Here is a 14,911-nt window from a genome sequence, read left to right on the forward strand (position 1 = left end):
AAGTACCCTGGCGCGCCCTGACCTGTTTGAATGCGCCCGGGTACGCCAGAGCCGCACGGCCCGTGGGCCGTACGCACAGTGCTGGGCCCCGCGCGAGCGGGGCGCCCGCGGGGCACGCGGGCAACGCAGGCGGGAGGAGCCGGGTATGACCGACAACAACGAGAGCGCCGAGGTGGCGGCCGAGGACGGCACCACCGCGACCCCGGACGCGGCCCCCGCCGCCGCGCCGGTCGACACCGCCGCCACCGAGACGACGGCCCCGGCCGGGGCACCCGCCGAGACCGCCCCCGAGGCGACCAGGGACGCCGCGACCGGCGGCGCGGCAGCGGACGACACGGCGGTGGACGACACGGCAGTGGATGCGGCCGCAGCCGACGAGCCTGCCGCGAGCGAGCCGCCCGCCACCGCGCCGAGCCCGGCGGCGGTGAGCCCGGCCTCGATCAGCCCGGCCTCGGTCACCCCCGCCACCGTCACCCCGGCGACCGTCGCGGCCCCGGCGGCGGCACCGGCGGCGCCCACCGCACCCGTGGGCACTCCCCCGGTGGTGGCCGTCGCCTCGTCCGACCCCGGCAGGTGGGGCCGGGTGGACGCGGACGGAACGGTCTACGTCAAGACCGCTGACGGCGAGCGCGCCGTCGGCTCGTGGCAGGCGGGCGAGCCCGCCGAGGGGCTGGCGCACTTCGCGCGCCGCTTCGACGACATCCGCACCGAGGTCGAACTGCTGGAGGCCCGGCTGACCTCCGGGTCCGGCGACCCGAAGCAGGCCGCGGCCAGCGCCAAGCAGATCCGCGAGAGCCTGGACGAGGCGCACGTGGTGGGCGACCTGGCGGCGCTGTCCGCGCGCATCGACTTCGTGCTCGGGCACGCGGCGGTCGCCCTGGACAAGGCCAAGCACGCCCGCGAGGAGGCCAAGGCCGCGGCGGTCGCGCGCAAGCAGGCGCTGGTCGAGGAGGTGGAGCGGCTCGCCGAGGAGTCCACCCAGTGGAAGGTCGCCGGTGACCGCCTGCGCGCCGTCCTCGACGAGTGGAAGACCATCAAGGGCGTCGACCGCAAGACCGACGAGCAGCTCTGGCGCCGCTTCTCCAAGGCCCGCGACACCTTCAACCGCCGCCGCGGCTCCCACTTCGCCGACCTGGACCGCCAGCGGGCGACGGCGAAGTCCCGCAAGCAGGAACTCGTCGAACTGGCCGAGGCCCTGTCCGAGTCCGACGACTGGGGCCCCACCGCGGGCCGCTACAAGGACCTCATGCAGGAGTGGAAGGCGGCGGGCCGGGCCCCGAAGGACGCCGACGACACCCTGTGGCAGCGCTTCCGCGCCGCCCAGGACAAGTTCTTCGCCCGCCGCTCCGCGGTGTTCGACGAGCGCGACGCCGAGTTCTCCGACAACGCCAAGGCCAAGGAGGAACTCCTCGTCGAGGCGGAGAAGATCGACCCCGCCACCAGCGGCCTGGAGGCGGCCCGCGGCGCCCTGCACAAGGTCCAGGAGCGCTGGGAGGAGATCGGCAAGGTCCCCCGCGAGCGCATCCGCGAGCTGGAGGGCCGCCTGCGCGCGGTCGAGGACCGGGTCCGCCAGGCCTCCGAGGCCCAGTGGCGCCGCACCGACCCCGAGGCCGAGGCCCGCGCCGCCCAGTTCCGCGAACGCGTGGCCCAGTTCGAGGCCCAGGCCGCCAAGGCCCGCGCCGCGGGTGACAAGCGCCGCGCCGAGCAGGCCGAGGCCCAGGCCGCCCAGTGGCGGGAGTGGCTCGCCGCCGCCGAGCAGGCGGTCGCCTCCCGCTGAGCGGTCCGCACCGACGAGAGCCCCGTTTCCAGTGCGGAAACGGGGCTCTCGCGGTTCGTCGGACGGTGCGGGTGGCCCCGCGGGCCGTCAGTCGCGGGACCAGGCGGTGCGGAACCAGAGGACGGCGAGGACGACCATGGCGACCTCGCTGATGACCATCCCGATGCCGGGGCCGCCGGTGTTGCCCGCGGACTGCCGGGTCCAGATGGCGAGGACGCCGTCGACCGAGGCGAACCAGCCGCCCAGGGCCGCCACCCAGGTCAGGGCCCAGCGGCGGGTGGTGAGGGCGAGCGCCGAGGTGAGGATGCCGAACAGGATGGACGTGCCCGCGAACAGCCGGGGCACCGCCCCCGCCTTGCCCGCGGCGTCGCCCTGGGCCAGCAGGACCTGCCAGCCCGCCGCGTCACCCATCCACGGCAGGACCTGCCCGACGATCAGGACGAACACCGCCACCGAGATCACCACGGCGCGGGCGCCCAGCTCGACCGTGCGGGCCGCCGGGCGCTCGATGGCGTCGATCTCGTCGCGGAGCTGGTTCTCGCTCATGTGACGGCGCATCCTTCCGCGGCGGGGGTGGGCGGCGGGGCGCCGAACGACGGCAACCCCAGGCCCACGCCGCCCGTCTTGGGGCGCAGGCCCGCCTCGTGGTTGTCCCCCGCGCGGGTCCGGCGGTGGGAGAGGGGTTCGCCGTCGGCGACGAGGTGGTGCGGGGCGGCGTAGGTGATGACCGTCTCCACCACGTCGCCGGGGCGGACGTCCGCCGCGCCGGGGGCGAAGTGGACCAGGCGGTTGTCCCTGGCCCGGCCGCTCATGCGGTGGGTGTCGGCGTCCTTGCGGCCCTCGCCCGTGGCGGCGACGACCTCGACGGTGCGGCCGACCTGCTCCTTGTTGAGCTGCCAGGCGATGTCGTTCTGCAGGGTGACCAGGCGGTCGTAGCGCTCCTGGACGACCTGCTTGGGCAACTGGCCGGGCATCGTCGCGGCGGGGGTCCCGGGGCGCTTGGAGTACTGGAAGGTGAACGCGCCGGAGAAGCGGGACTCGCGGACCACGTCGAGGGTGGCCTGGAAGTCCTCCTCGGTCTCACCGGGGAAGCCGACGATGATGTCGGTGGTGATGGCCGCGTCCGGCATGGCCGCGCGGACCTTCTCGATGATCGACAGGTAGCGCGCCGAGCGGTACGAGCGGCGCATCTCGCGCAGCAGCCGGTCCGAGCCCGACTGCAGCGGCATGTGGAGCTGGTGGCACACGTTCGGCGTCTCGGCCATGGCGGCGATGACGTCGTCGGTGAAGTCCTTCGGGTGCGGGGAGGTGAAGCGGACCCGCTCCAGGCCGTCGACGTCGCCGCAGGCGCGCAGGAGCTTGCCGAAGGCGAGGCGGTCGCCGAACTCCACGCCGTAGGAGTTGACGTTCTGCCCCAGCAGGGTCACCTCCAGCACACCCTCGGCGACCAGGGCCCGCACCTCGGCCAGCACGTCGCCGGGGCGGCGGTCGCGCTCGCGACCGCGCAGCGACGGGACGATGCAGAAGGTGCAGGTGTTGTTGCAGCCCACCGAGATCGACACCCAGCCCGAGTGCGCCGAGTCGCGGCGGGCGGGCAGCGTGGAGGGGAAGACCTCCAGCGACTCCAGGATCTCGACCTCGGCCCGCCGGTTGTGCCGGGCCCGCTCCAGCAGGGCGGGCAGCGAACCGATGTTGTGCGTGCCGAACACCACGTCGACCCAGGGGGCCCGGCGGACGATCTCGCCGCGGTCCTTCTGCGCCAGGCAGCCGCCGACGGCGATCTGCATGTCCGGGTTGTCGGTCTTCGCGGGGGCCAGGTGGCCCAGGTTGCCGTACAGCTTGTTGTCGGCGTTCTCCCGGACCGCGCAGGTGTTGAAGACGACCACGTCGGCCGTGGTGCCCTCGGGCACGGCGACGTAGCCCGCGTCCTCCAGCAGGCCCGAGAGCCGCTCGGAGTCGTGGACGTTCATCTGGCACCCGTAGGTGCGTACTTGGTAGGTGCGCGCGCTCATCTCGGTGTCCGAGGGTACGCGGACCCCGGTGGGCCGGTTCTGGCACCATCGGCGAATGGCGCGCACTCCACGGCTGACCCGGCTCGGCGCGCTGGTCCTCGCCCTGCTCGCCGCGGCGGGCCTGACCGCGGGCTGCGACACGACCTTCCCCGGGACCAGCCTGCGCATCGCCACCGGCGTGCCCACGGGGGTCTACTCCAAGCTGGGCGGGGCGCTCGCCACCGCCTGGGAGGGGCAACTGGACCTGGCGCCGTCGGACGTCAAGTTCACCAACGGCTCGGGGGAGAACGTCCAGCTCCTGCTCGACGGCGAGGTCGACGTCGCGTTCTCCGCCGCCGACGTGGCCACCGAACCCAGGGTGGGCGAGCATGGGGTGCTGGCCCTGGCCCGCATCTACGACGACTACCTGCACGTGGTGGTGCGCTCCGACGGTCCGATCCACTCGCTGGGCGAGCTGGCGGGCAAGCGGGTGTCGGTGGGCACCCGCGACTCCGGCACCTCGGTGATCGCCAAGCGGGTGCTCAAGGTGACCGGGCTGCCCACGCAGATCACCGAGTACAACCTCGACGAGTCGATGGCGCGGTTGCAGCGGGGCGAGGTCGACGCGTTCTTCTGGTCCGGCGGCCTGCCCACCGGCGGCATCACCGCCGCGGGCGACTCGGTGCGGCTGGTCGACCTGGCCGAGGAGCTGCCCGCCATCCGCGAGCAGTTCCCGATCTACAACGCCTCGTCGGTCCCGGCCGCCGTCTACGGCAGCGAGACGGCGGTGACCACGCTCGCGGTGCCGAACTTCCTGCTGGTCAGCGACCTGATGTCGGACGACGTGGCGGAGGCCCTGGTCAGCGGGATGTTCGCCGCCCGGGGGGAGCTGGTGCGGGCCAACCGGGCGGCGCAGGCGATCGACGTGCTGCCCGGGATCGAGACCGACCCGGTGCCGCTGCACCCCGGCGCGGTCCGCTACTACCGCGAGGCCGACATCTAGTCGGCGACCGGGATCTCGACGGTCACCGCCAGGCCGCCGCCGTCGGGCAGGACCAGGGTCAGTTCGCCGTCGACCCGTTCCACCAGTTTGCTGACGATGGCCAGGCCGAGGCCGGAGCCGGGGACGTTCTGGTGGCTGTTGCCGCGCCAGAAGCGGTCGGTCGCGCGGACCAGTTCCTCCTCGCGCAGGCCCGGGCCGTGGTCGCGGACGGTGAGGCGGACGCGGTCGTCGTCGACCGAGGCGGACAGCTCGACCGCGCTGCCCGGTCCGGTGAACTTGAGGGCGTTGTCGAGGAGCGCGTCGAGGATGGCGTCGACGCCGCGCGGGGGCATCAGGACCCGGGTGGGGCCGACCGAGGTGTCCACCTCCAGGGTGGTGCGCCTGGCGTCGGCGACGACCCGCCAGTCCGCCGCGCGCTCGGCGACGACCGCGTCCACGTCGACCGGCACCAGGTCGCCCCGGGTGTTCTCGGCGCGGGCCATGGCCAGGAGTTCGTCGAGGATGCGGTTGAGCCGGTCGGACTCGGCGACCGCGGCCGTGCGGTGGACGTCCGCGGCGTCGTCGACGTGGCCCTCCAGGTTGACCAGGCGCAGCTTGAGGGCGGTCAGCGGGTTGCGCAGTTGGTGCGAGGCGTCGGCGACGAAGGCGCGCTGGGCGGCGAGGGCGTCGCCGACGCTGGCGGCCATCCGGTCGAACGAGCGGCCCAGCTTGCGCAGCTCCGGCGGGCCGTGCGCGTCGCCGACCGGGTCGACGTCGCGGCCGCTGACCACGGCCGAGACCAGGTCGCCGGTGGCCTCGTCGAGCCTGCGGACCGGGCGCAGAATCCACTGCACGACCGGCACCGCCAGCGACAGCGCCAGGCCGAACGCGAGCAGCCCGCCCGCGCCGATGGCCAGCCACCACAGCGCGATGCTCTCCCGGCTGGCGTCGGTCGGGGAGACGATGACGACCGCGCCGCGCACCTCGCCGTCGGCCAGCACCGGACCGGCCAGCACCAGCGGGTCGCCGTCCCAGGGCGTCAGCAGCGAACCGGGGCTGCCCCGGCGGCCCGCCAGCGCGGCCTGCAGCGCGGTGGCGACCACCGGGTCGGCGGTGCTGATCGCGGGGCGGCCCGGGACGGGCCGGGAGTCGACCGCGGGCTCCTGCTCCGGGTTCACCACCAGCACCGACACCCCGTAGACCTCGGCGTAGCGGTCGAGCTTGCCGCGCAGCAGTTCCGGCTGGTCGTCGGTCAGCGGTTGCTGGGCCAGCGACGAGAACCGGTTGAGCGCGGTCAACCGGTCCAGGAACAGGTCCTGCTGCTCCGCGCTCGCCACCGACAGGGCGAGCGGGACGCCGAGGCCGAACACCAGCAGCGCGACCAGGAACCACACCATGCCCAACAGCCGTGCCCGCACGAGAACCCCTTCCCCCGACCGCGGCTCAGCCGGGCTGCCCGGACAGCCGGTACCCGACCCCGCGCACCGTCTTGATCAGCTCCGGCCTGCCCAGCTTGGTGCGCAGCGTGGCGACGTGCACGTCGAGCGACCGGTTCTCCGCGGGCGAGGCGTGCCCCCACACCTCGTCGAGGATCAGCTCCCGCCCGCAGACCGCGCCGCGCGCGCCGAAGATGAGCGCGAGCACCTGGAACTCCTTGCGCGACAACGCCACCGGCCTACCGTCCACAGTGACCTCGTGCCGGTCCAGGTCGACCCGCACCCCGTCCAGCTCGGTGCTCCCCGACGGCCGCGCGGCGCGGTCGGTGCGGCGCCTGCGCACCGCCTGCATCCTGGCCACCAGCTCGTCGACGTTGTACGGCTTGACCACGTAGTCGTCCGCGCCGGAGCCCAGCCCCAGAATCCGGTCGTTGACCTCGCCGCGGGCGGTCACCATGATGACGGCGACGTCGCCGGAGACCTCGCGGATCTGTCGACAGAGGACCACGCCGTCCACGTCGGGCAGGGTCAGGTCGAGCAGGATCACCTCGACCTCGGGCACCGCGTCGAGCACCCCGGCGGCCGAGGGGAGCCTGCGCACCGACAGGCCGCGCCGGGTCAGGGCCGGGATGAGCGCCTCGGCGACGGGGTCGTCGTCCTCCACGAGCAGCACTCGCACGCGTGTCCTCCGCTTCCGGGACGGTCTGTGTGACAGAGTTGAGACCCTAAGTGTTGCTCAAGCGACATGGACAACGGCACGAGCGAGGGTAGGTTTCCGCCATCGCGAGCCAGTCATCCAGCGCCAAACCGTCACGAAAGCCCTCGTGGGAGGACTCAATGACCGCCTCGGAACCCTCCGAGCCGATGATCCGCATGCAGTCGGTGGAGAAGCACTTCGGCCCACTGCACGTGCTCAAGGACGTCAACCTGGAGGTTCCCCGGGGGCAGGTGGTGGTCGTCCTCGGGCCGTCCGGCTCCGGGAAGTCCACGCTCTGCCGGGCCGTCAACCGGCTCGAGCCGATCGACTCCGGCGTGATCGAGATCGATGGGAAGCCGCTGCCCGCCGAGGGCAAGGAGCTGGCCAGGCTGCGCGCCGAGGTCGGCATGGTGTTCCAGTCGTTCAACCTCTTCGCGCACAAGACCATCCTGGAGAACGTCACCCTCGCCCCGGTGAAGGTGCGCGGCACCAGCCAGGCCGAGGCCCGCAAGACCGGGTTGGAGCTGCTGGAACGGGTCGGCATCGCCAGCCAGAGCGAGAAGTACCCGGCCCAGCTCTCCGGCGGGCAGCAGCAGCGCGCGGCGATCGCCCGCGCCCTGGCGATGCGCCCCAAGGTGATGTTGTTCGACGAGCCGACCTCGGCGCTGGACCCGGAGATGGTCCAGGAGGTGCTCGACGTGATGACCGGCCTGGCCGGTGAGGGCATGACCATGCTCGTGGTCACCCACGAGATGGGCTTCGCCCGCAAGGCCGCCAACCGGGTCGTGTTCATGGCCGACGGCGAGATCGTCGAGGACACCGTCCCGGACAAGTTCTTCACCGCCCCGGAGTCCGCGCGGGCGCGCGACTTCCTTGGCAAGATCCTCACGCACTGACCTGACAGAACGAACCACACCGCTCGGCTCCCTCGGGGCCGACGAGAACAAGGAGCAGACATGCGACTCCGGGGCCTCATGGTCGGCGCCGTGACCGCCGCCCTCGCCGTCTCGACGGCCGCGTGCGGCGGGTCGAGCGACACCTCGAACCAGCCGTCGGTCAACACCGACGTGACCTTCGAGTCCGGCACCACCATGGCCACGCTCAAGTCGGCGGGCAAGGTCAAGATCGGCACCAAGTTCGACCAGCCCCTGTTCGGCCTCAAGGGCCTCGACGGCAAGCCGACCGGCTTCGACGTCGAGGTCGCCAAGCTGATCGCGGCGAAGCTGGGCCTGGCCGCGGACAAGATCGAGTGGGTCGAGGCCCCCTCGAAGGTCCGCGAGGAGGTCATCGAGCAGGGCAAGGTCGACTTCGTGGTGGCGACCTACACCATCAACGACAAGCGCAAGGAGCGCATCTCCTTCGCCGGGCCGTACTACGAGGCGGGCCAGGACCTGATGGTCAAGTCCGACGACTCGGCCATCACCGGCCCGGAGGCCCTCAAGGCCGCCAACGCCAAGGTCTGCTCGGTCACCGGGTCCACCCCGGCCGAGAAGATCAAGGAGTACGCCGACCCGGCGAACATCGTGCTCTTCGACGTGTACTCCAAGTGCGCCGACGCGCTGCGCACCGGCCAGGTGCAGGCCGTGACCACCGACAACGTCATCCTGCTGGGCCTGGTCGACGGCTCGAAGGGCGACTTCAAGCTGGTCGGCAAGCCCTTCACCAAGGAGCCGTACGGCATCGGCATCAAGAAGGGCGACACCAAGTTCTGCGAGTTCATCAACAAGACGCTGACCGACGCGGTCGCCGACGGCAGCTACGACAAGGCGTGGAAGGACACCGCGGGCAAGGTCTCCCCGGAGGCCCCGAAGCTGCCCGCGCTGGGCACCTGCAGCTGACCACCGTTTGATCCCGTGCCCGGGGCGCCCGCCTTCCCGCCGGTCGGCAGGCGCCCCGAGCCGTGACCGGGCTCGGAGACCACGTTGAACGTCATCCTCGACAACTTCGCCTATTACCGGGACGGGTTCTTCACCACGCTGGAGTTCTGCGCCTACGCGCTCATCGGGTCACTGCTCCTCGGCACGATCATCGCCGCGTTCCGCGTCTCGCCCGTCCCGCCGCTGCGCTGGGTCGGCACCTCCTACGTGAACGTCTTCCGGAACTGCCCGTTGACCGTGGTGCTGTTCTTCTGCGCCTTCGGCCTGCCCGAGATCGGGGTCAACGGCAAGTACTTCTGGTTCGGCGTGGCCGGGCTGGTGCTCTACACCGCCGCGTTCGTCTGCGAGGCGGTCCGCGCGGGCATCAACTCGGTGCCCGCGGGCCAGGCCGAGGCGGCGCGCGCGGTGGGCCTGACCTTCACCCAGTCGCTGTCGAACGTCATCCTGCCGCAGGCGCTGCGCACCGTGGTGCCGCCGCTGGGCAGCGTCATCATCGCGATGGTGAAGAACTCCGCCATCGCGGGCGCCTTCGGCGTCGGCGGCGACCTGTTCTCGGTCAGCGACACGCTGACCAGCTCGCGCGGCGAGGCCATCCTGCCGGTGCTGATCGGTGTCGTGATCGGCTACCTGGTGATCACGATCCCCGGTGGCCTGCTGCTGAACCTGCTCGAGCGCAAGGTGGCGATCGCCCGATGAGCACCACGTCCGTCCTCTACGACGTCCCCGGCCCGCGCGCCAAGCGCCGGGTGCTGGTCCTCAGCGTCATCGCCGGGCTAGCCGTCCTCGCGGCGCTCGCCCTGGTGGGGATGCGGCTCAACGACCAGGACCAGTTCGCGCCGGAGAAGTGGGCGCCGCTGTTCGACCCGACCGACGAGCAGTTCCCGCTGGTGTGGGAGCGGATCGGCACCGCGCTCGGCGCCACGCTGACCGCCGCCGCGCTGGCGATGGTGTTCTCGCTGGTCATCGGCACCCTGCTGGCGGTCACCCGGGTCACCGCGGCCCGCTGGTACCGCTGGGCGGTGGTCGGGCTGATCGAGTTCCTGCGCGGCGTCCCGGTCGTCATCGCGATCTTCTTCGCCGCCCGCGTGCTGCCCACGCTGGGCGCGGACATGGACCCGCTGTGGTACCTGGTGATCGGCCTGACGCTCTACAACTCGGTGGTCATCGCCGAGATCGTCCGCGCGGGCATCAACTCGCTGCCGCGCGGGCAGAAGGAGGCGGCCGACTCGCTGGGCCTGACCCGGGGGCAGGTGCTGCGGCTGGTGCTGCTGCCGCAGGCGTTCCGGGCGATGCTGCCCGCGCTGATCAGCCAGTTGGTCGTGGTCCTCAAGGACACCTCGCTGGGCTTCATCATCAGCTACGAGGAACTGGTGCGGGTGGCCGGGCAGATCAAGGAGGTGCTCAGCAACCCGATCCAGACCTACCTGCTGATCGCCATCATCTTCATCGTGGTCAACTACGCGCTGAGCAGGCTCGCGGTCTACACCGAGCGCCGGTTGAGCCAGGGCAAGAAGACCGCCCGCAACGACGACGGGGAGGCGGCGATGCTGACCGCGACCGCGGTCGGGGGCGCCGGAACGGGCGCGGGGGCGGCAGGCGGCGGCGGCTGATCGCCCGCACAGCCGACAAAGCACGGTGGCCCGGTCCTCCTGGACCGGGCCACCGCTCTTTCCACGGAAGTCTCAGCCGCGCCGGAACAGCTTGTCGCCCAGCCACACGATCGGGTCGTACTTGCGGTCGGCGACGCGCTCCTTCATCGGGATCAGCGCGTTGTCGGTGATGGCGATGTGCTCCGGGCAGACCTCGGAGCAGCACTTGGTGATGTTGCAGAAGCCGAGGCCGTGCTCGTCCTGGGCGGCGGCGACGCGGTCGGCGGAGTCCAGCGGGTGCATCTCCAGCTCGGCCACCCGCATGAGGTAGCGGGGGCCGGCGAAGTTCTCCTTGTTCTCCTCGTGGTCGCGGACCACGTGGCAGGTGTTCTGGCACAGGAAGCACTCGATGCACTTGCGGAACTCCTGCGAGCGCTCCACGTCCACCTGCAGCATCCGGTACTCCCCCGGTGCCACGCCCGGCGGCGGCGCGAACGACGGGACCTCGCGGGCCTTGGTGTAGTTGAACGACACGTCGGTCACCAGGTCGCGGACGACCGGGAAGGTGCGCATCGGGGTGACGGTGACCGTCTCGTCCTCGGTGAAGGTGGACATCCGGGTCATGCACAGCAGCCGGGGGCGGCCGTTGATCTCCGCGGAGCAGGAGCCGCACTTGCCCGCCTTGCAGTTCCAGCGGACGGCCAGGTCGGGGGTCTGGGTGGCCTGGAGGCGGTGGATGATGTCGAGGACGACCTCGCCCTCGTTCACCTCGACCAGGTAGTCCCTCAGCTCGCCGTCGCTGTCGTCGCCGCGCCAGACCCTGAACTTCGCCTCGTAGGCCATCTCACTCCGCCCTTCCCGGGTGGGCGGCGAGTTCGCCACCGGTGTAGTACTTCTCCAGCTCCGGGAGTTCGAAGAGGGCCAGCAGGTCCTCGCGCATCGGCACCTGCTCCTTGCGCTCCACGGCGACCGCGTCCCCGTCGGTGGAGCACACCAGCAACGTGTTGCGCCACTGGGAGTCCATCGCCGGGTGGTCGTCGCGGGTGTGCCCGCCGCGGCTCTCGGTGCGGGTGAGGGCGGCACGGGCGACGCACTCGCTGACCAGGAGCATGTTGCGCAGGTCGAGGGCCAGGTGCCAGCCGGGGTTGAACTGGCGGTGCCCCTCGACGACGAGGTTGGGCAGGCGGCGCTTGAGATCGTCCAGCGTGGCCAGCGCCCGCCGCATCTCGTCCGCCTTGCGGATGATGCCCACGAGGTCGTTCATGGACTGCTGGAGTTCGTTCTGCAACGTGTACGGGTTCTCCGCCGGACCGCCCACCTCCGGGTCGAACGGGTCGAGCGCCAGCGCCGCCGCCGCGTCGACCGCGTCCGGGGCCACCGCGGGCCGGGTGTCCAGGCCCGCCACGTAGGCGGCCGCACCCAGGCCCGCGCGCCTGCCGAAGACCAGCAGGTCCGACAGGGAGTTGCCGCCGAGGCGGTTGGAGCCGTGCATCCCGCCCGAGCACTCCCCCGCCGCGAACAGGCCGGGCACCGACGCCGCGCCGGTGTCCGGGTCGACCTCGACGCCGCCCATGACGTAGTGGCAGGTGGGGCCGACCTCCATCGGCTCGGCGGTGATGTCGACGTCGGCCAGTTCCTTGAACTGGTGGTACATCGACGGCAGCCTGCGGCGGATCTCCTCGGCGGGCAGCCTGCTGGCGATGTCGAGGAACACCCCGCCGTGCGGGGAGCCGCGCCCCTCCTTGACCTCGGTGTTGATCGCGCGGGCCACCTCGTCGCGGGGCAGCAGGTCGGGGGTGCGCCGGTTCTGCTCCTGGTCGGCGTACCAGCGGTCGGCCTCGTCCTCGCCCTCGGCGTACTGGCCCTTGAACACGTCCGGCACGTAGCCGAACATGAACCGCTCGCCGTCGCTGTTCTTGAGCACGCCGCCGTCGCCGCGCACGCCCTCGGTGACCAGGATGCCCTTCACGCTCGGCGGCCAGACCATGCCGGTGGGGTGGAACTGGACGAACTCCATGTTGATCAGCGTGGCGCCCGCGCGCAGCGCCAGCGCGTGCCCGTCGCCGGTGTACTCCCAGGAGTTCGAGGTGACCTTGAAGGACTTGCCGATGCCACCGGTCGCCAGCACCACGGCCGGGGCCTCGAACAGCACGAAGCGGCCGGACTCGCGCCAGTAGCCGAACGCCCCCGCGATCCGGTCGCCGTCCTTGAGCAGCTCGGTGACGGTGCACTCGGCGAAGACCTTGATCCGCGCCTCGTAGTCGCCCGATTCGGCGAAGTCCTCCTGCTGCAACGACACGATCTTCTGCTGCATGGTGCGGATCAGCTCGAGGCCGGTGCGGTCGCCCACGTGCGCCAGCCGGGGGTAGGTGTGCCCGCCGAAGTTGCGCTGGCTGATCCGGCCGTCGGGGGTGCGGTCGAACAGCGCGCCGTAGGTCTCCAGCTCCCACACCCGGTCGGGGGCCTCCTGGGCGTGCAGCTCGGCCATCCGCCAGTTGTTGAGGAACTTGCCGCCGCGCATGGTGTCGCGGAAGTGGACCTGCCAGTTGTCGTTGGGGTTGGCGTTGCCCATCGACGCCGCGCAGCCGCCCTCGGCCATCACCGTGTGCGCCTTGCCGAACAGCGACTTGCACACCACCGCGACGCTCAGGCCCCGCTCCCTGGCCTCGATCACCGCGCGCAGCCCCGCACCCCCGGCACCGATCACGACGACGTCGTAGGAGTGCCGCTCAACCTCGGTCATTGACGTCCTTTTCCTCAGATGATCCGCAGGTCGGAGATGGCGCCGCTGGCCACGAGCATCACGTAGAGGTCCGTGAGCACCAGGGTGCCCAGGGTCGTCCACGCCAACTGCATGTGGCGCGCGTTCAGCCGGGAGACGAGCGTCCAGGCGCGGTAGCGCACCGGGTGCTTCGAGAAGTGCTTGAGCCTGCCGCCGACGACGTGCCTGCACGAGTGGCACGACACCGTGTACGCCCACAGCAGGACCACGTTGACCAGCAGGATGACGTTGCCGAGGCCGAGGCCGTGGGTGAACGCCACGACGGCGTCGTAGGTGTTGACGACCGAGACGAGTACGGCGACGTAGAAGAAGTAGCGGTGCGCGTTCTGCACGACCAGCGGCAGCCGCGTCTCACCGGAGTAGCTGCCGTGCGGCTCGGCCACCGCGCAGGCGGGCGGCGACTGCCACACCGAGCGGTAGTAGGCCTTGCGGTAGTAGTAGCAGGTCAGCCGGAACCCCAGCAGGAACGGCAGCGCGATGAAGCCCAGCGGAACCCACCCGGGCAGCTCCGGCAGCGGGGTGCCGAAGTGGCTGGCCCCCGGCAGGCAGGAGTCGCTGAGGCACGGCGAGTAGAACGGCGTCAGGTACCCGTACTCGCCGACCCAGTACCACTTGCCCATGAACGACCTGATCGTCGCGTAGACGACGAAGGCCAGCAGGCCCAGGTTCGTCATCAGGGGCGGGAGCCACCACCGGTCGGTCCGCAGCGTGCGCGCGGTGATCTTCGCCCGGGTGGGGGCGCCAACGCCTGACGTCATGGATTCCTCGTCTTTGAGAAGTGGTCCGGGTCGGCGAGCGCCGGGTCAGCGCTGGTAGCCGCCGACCCCCTCGTCGTCGGCGCCCTGCCACAGCGCCGGGTCGTAGGGGGTGTCGGGGATGTGCACGAACTCCGTCTCGGCGAAGACGGGAACCCGGGGTGCGGGTGCCGCCGGGGCGGCCACCAGGTCACCGGCATCGATGTCGATGCGCTCCAGGTCGTTGGTCAGCCGTTGCACAGCGGGGACGTCGCCATAGCGGGCCCGCAGCGCCCCCACGCAGTGCCGCAGTTGTCCGATGGTCCGCTGCAGCTCGCTGAACTCCGTGCTCGTCATGTCGCACCTCCAGTACACCGATCCATTCGCGGCCTGTGGCCGATACGCCGTCGTACCGGTGCCGCTCCCCACCCACTTTTCCGGTCGAGAGCAGATGTGACAAGTACCACAGGGTTTTCGGGCGGAGGGCGCCACGCCCTCCAGGTGGCGCAAAAGCGCGTATGACGTGCACCACATGGCAGTCGCCCTCGACCCGGGGCTCCTCCTTGTTTCGCCTGGTCAGGTGATGAAAATGACGAGGCTGACCGGATGTGAAGCGCGCCACTGGCCGCCGTCGGAGGCAGGCGGTGGGGCGGTCGAAAAACAAGGGGGTCGGCGTCTCGCAGTGCGGGATGAGCGGGCTCGCTCAGGGCGCTCGGGGGTGCCCCTCGGGGTGGTCGACATCGCCTCGGGATCGCACCTCAAGGCACCCGACGCCCTGGAGGCGACCAAGGCGACAGACCGGGCGCAGGCAACCCCCACCCCGAGTGGTGCCTGCAAGCAGGCACCACTCGGGTGGACAGCAGCCGGGACAGGCGGCAACCCGGGCCGACCAGCGGCCAGAACAGGCGGCAGCCCAGGCCGGCCAGCAGCCCGAGGCAAGCGGGCCACCCAGGCTGGCCAGCAGCAGCCAGAACAAGCAGCAGCCCAGGCCAGTCGGCAGTCAGAACAGGCAGCAGTTCGGGGCAGCAGGCAGCCCGAGGCAAGCG

Annotated in this window: 14 protein-coding genes; 6 read left to right on the top strand and 8 right to left on the bottom strand. The window is 71.5% G+C overall.

The features are described 5' to 3' along the window. Positions 1-145: 145 nt before the first annotated feature. The gene (locus UO65_RS31615; protein WP_084176437.1) at positions 146-1,777 is read left to right on the top strand and encodes a DUF349 domain-containing protein; all 1,632 of its coding nucleotides are present in this window, start codon (positions 146-148) and stop codon (positions 1,775-1,777) included. A gap of 87 nt (positions 1,778-1,864) precedes the next feature. On the opposite strand, the gene UO65_RS31620 is transcribed toward UO65_RS31615, so the two are convergent. Continuing rightward, positions 1,865-2,323: an Rv2732c family membrane protein gene (locus UO65_RS31620; protein WP_035290233.1), complete on the bottom strand. Its 459-nt coding sequence runs from the start codon at positions 2,321-2,323 to the stop codon at positions 1,865-1,867. Further along, complete coding sequence (gene miaB / locus UO65_RS31625; RefSeq protein WP_035290236.1) at positions 2,320-3,789, bottom strand: tRNA (N6-isopentenyl adenosine(37)-C2)-methylthiotransferase MiaB; 1,470 nt, start codon at positions 3,787-3,789, stop codon at positions 2,320-2,322. The genes UO65_RS31620 and miaB overlap by 4 nt, the downstream gene beginning before the upstream one ends. Positions 3,790-3,844: 55 nt before the next feature. Here miaB and UO65_RS31630 point away from each other — a divergent pair, with 55 nt between their 5' ends. After that, positions 3,845-4,771, top strand: a complete 927-nt coding sequence (locus UO65_RS31630; RefSeq protein ID WP_063936052.1) for a TAXI family TRAP transporter solute-binding subunit — start codon at positions 3,845-3,847, stop codon at positions 4,769-4,771. Here the strand turns inward: UO65_RS31630 and UO65_RS31635 are convergent. Beyond that, the gene (locus UO65_RS31635; protein ID WP_035290239.1) at positions 4,768-6,168 is read right to left on the bottom strand and encodes a sensor histidine kinase; all 1,401 of its coding nucleotides are present in this window, start codon (positions 6,166-6,168) and stop codon (positions 4,768-4,770) included. The genes UO65_RS31630 and UO65_RS31635 overlap by 4 nt on opposite strands. Before the next feature lie 25 nt (positions 6,169-6,193). Continuing rightward, entirely contained in the window at positions 6,194-6,865 is a 672-nt protein-coding gene (locus tag UO65_RS31640) for a response regulator transcription factor (protein WP_035290242.1), read from the bottom strand. Positions 6,866-7,050: 185 nt separating this feature from the next. Between UO65_RS31640 and UO65_RS31645 the strand changes: the two genes are divergently transcribed. The 4 genes from UO65_RS31645 (at position 7,051) to UO65_RS31660 (ending at position 10,370) form a co-directional block, all read left to right on the top strand. Continuing rightward, entirely contained in the window at positions 7,051-7,779 is a 729-nt protein-coding gene (locus tag UO65_RS31645) for an amino acid ABC transporter ATP-binding protein (protein ID WP_181400126.1), read from the top strand. A gap of 60 nt (positions 7,780-7,839) precedes the next feature. Beyond that, a complete protein-coding gene (locus tag UO65_RS31650; protein ID WP_035290248.1) occupies positions 7,840-8,721 on the top strand; it encodes a glutamate ABC transporter substrate-binding protein in 882 nt (293 codons plus the stop codon). Between the two features lie 84 nt (positions 8,722-8,805). Beyond that, positions 8,806-9,456, top strand: a complete 651-nt coding sequence (locus UO65_RS31655) for an amino acid ABC transporter permease (RefSeq protein WP_035290251.1) — start codon at positions 8,806-8,808, stop codon at positions 9,454-9,456. Then, on the top strand, positions 9,453-10,370 hold the full coding sequence (locus UO65_RS31660; protein WP_035290254.1) for an amino acid ABC transporter permease: 918 nt from the start codon (positions 9,453-9,455) through the stop codon (positions 10,368-10,370). The genes UO65_RS31655 and UO65_RS31660 overlap by 4 nt, the downstream gene beginning before the upstream one ends. 72 nt (positions 10,371-10,442) lie before the next feature. Here the strand turns inward: UO65_RS31660 and UO65_RS31665 are convergent, their stop codons facing one another. From UO65_RS31665 to UO65_RS31680, 4 genes are read right to left on the bottom strand one after another with little or no spacing between them, the layout of a single operon-like run. Continuing rightward, complete coding sequence (locus UO65_RS31665; RefSeq protein ID WP_035290256.1) at positions 10,443-11,192, bottom strand: succinate dehydrogenase/fumarate reductase iron-sulfur subunit; 750 nt, start codon at positions 11,190-11,192, stop codon at positions 10,443-10,445. Between the two features lies 1 nt (position 11,193). Beyond that, positions 11,194-13,092: a fumarate reductase/succinate dehydrogenase flavoprotein subunit gene (locus UO65_RS31670; protein WP_035290259.1), complete on the bottom strand. Its 1,899-nt coding sequence runs from the start codon at positions 13,090-13,092 to the stop codon at positions 11,194-11,196. Positions 13,093-13,106: 14 nt separating this feature from the next. After that, positions 13,107-13,889 carry a hypothetical protein gene (locus UO65_RS31675; RefSeq protein WP_035290261.1) on the bottom strand — a complete coding sequence of 261 codons (783 nt, stop codon included), beginning with the start codon at positions 13,887-13,889 and terminating at the stop codon, positions 13,107-13,109. A 45-nt stretch (positions 13,890-13,934) separates the two neighbouring features. Beyond that, positions 13,935-14,222 carry a hypothetical protein gene (locus UO65_RS31680; RefSeq protein WP_035290264.1) on the bottom strand — a complete coding sequence of 96 codons (288 nt, stop codon included), beginning with the start codon at positions 14,220-14,222 and terminating at the stop codon, positions 13,935-13,937. Between the last annotated feature and the right edge of the window lie 689 nt (positions 14,223-14,911).

The sequence above is a fragment of the Actinokineospora spheciospongiae genome, from assembly GCF_000564855.1.
Lineage (GTDB): Bacteria > Actinomycetota > Actinomycetes > Mycobacteriales > Pseudonocardiaceae > Actinokineospora > Actinokineospora spheciospongiae.